The organism is Chitinophaga sp. YR627 (genome assembly GCF_900114995.1).
Taxonomy (GTDB): domain Bacteria; phylum Bacteroidota; class Bacteroidia; order Chitinophagales; family Chitinophagaceae; genus Chitinophaga.
In genome coordinates this window covers 1-1,541 of the sequence record NZ_FOUX01000013.1, presented here as the reverse complement: position 1 = coordinate 1,541, position 1,541 = coordinate 1, and the positions used below count along the sequence as shown (strand labels likewise).

General features: G+C 48.0%; 1 protein-coding gene. It reads left to right on the top strand.

Annotation, left to right across the window (positions count from 1 at the left end; all coding sequences use genetic code 11):
• Positions 1–1,541 (top strand): beta strand repeat-containing protein (locus tag BMZ72_RS36215; RefSeq protein ID WP_218155332.1); only part of this gene is annotated, 1,541 nt, incomplete at both ends.

Sequence of the window (1,541 nt, the reverse complement as noted above, 5' to 3'; positions counted from 1 at the left end):
GTTCCGGTACTGGATGACCAGATCATTGAAGAAACGGAAGCTGTTACTGTTACCATCACAGGTGGTACTGCCACAAACGCCGGTGCATTTACTGCCGGCACTAACAACGTAGCTACCGTTAACATCAACGATGATGATAATACCGCTACTAATAAAGTGATCAGTATTACTGCGGCAAATGATGGCACTGAGCCTGGTACGAATGCGGCGTTTACTATCAGCCTTCCAGCGGGTGTAACTGTCAATGAAGATGTCATTGTAAACTTTACCGTCGCGGGTACGGCCACATCGGGCGTTGATTACACCGCCATTGGTACATCTGCTACCATCCTTGCAGGACAGAACAGCGTAACACTGACGGTTCCGGTACAGGATGATCAGATCATTGAAGCAACAGAAACAGTTACTGTAACCGTAACTGGTGGTTCTGCTACGAATGCTGGTGCATTTACTGCGAACCTGATCAATGCTACCGCTACAGTCAACATCAACGACAACGATAATACTATTGCCAATAAAGTCATCAGCATCGCTGCTGCCAATGATGGTACCGAGCCTGGTGCAAATGCCGCGTTTACTATCAGCCTGCCGGCCGGTATAACAGTAGACGAAGATGTTACTGTCAACTTCTCAGTTGCTGGTACGGCTACATCAGGTGTTGACTATACAGCGCTGGGGACTTCCGTTACCATCCCAGCTGGTCAGAACAGTGCTACACTGACTGTTCCCGTATTGGATGATCAGATCATTGAAGCTACTGAAACGGTTATCGTAACCGTAACAGGTGGTTCCGCAACCAACGCAGGCACATTTACTGCCAACGCAACCAATGCTACTGCTACTGTCAATATCAGCGATGACGATAATACTGCGGCTAATAAAGTCATCAGTATTACTACTGCTAACAACGGAGATGAGCCTTCCAATAACGGCGCATTCACCATCAGTCTGCCAACGGGCGTTACTGTCAATGAAGATGTCACTGTTAACTTTACGGTTGCCGGTACCGCTACCGCAGGTACTGACTACACAGCGTTGGGTACTTCAGTGATTATCCCGGCTGGTCAGAACAGCATAACATTACCTGTCCCTGTACTGGATGACCAGATCATTGAAGGAACGGAGTCTGTTACTGTTACTATCACAGGTGGTACTGCCGCTACTGCCGGTGCATTTACTGCCGGTACCAACAACGTAGCTACCGTTAACATCAACGATGATGATAATACCGCTACTAACAAAGTCATCAGCATTACTGCTGCGAATGATGGTTCTGAACCAGGTACGGATGCCGCATTTACTATCAGCCTTCCAGCGGGTGTAACTGTCAATGAAGATGTCACTGTAAACTTCACCGTCGCTGGTACTGCCACATCGGGCGTTGACTATACAGCCATTGGTACATCTGCTACCATCTTTGCAGGACAGAACAGCGTAACGCTGACGGTTCCGGTACAGGATGATCAGATCATTGAAGCTACAGAAACAGTTATTGCGACCATAACAGGTGGTTCCGCTACAAACGCTGGTGCATTTACTGC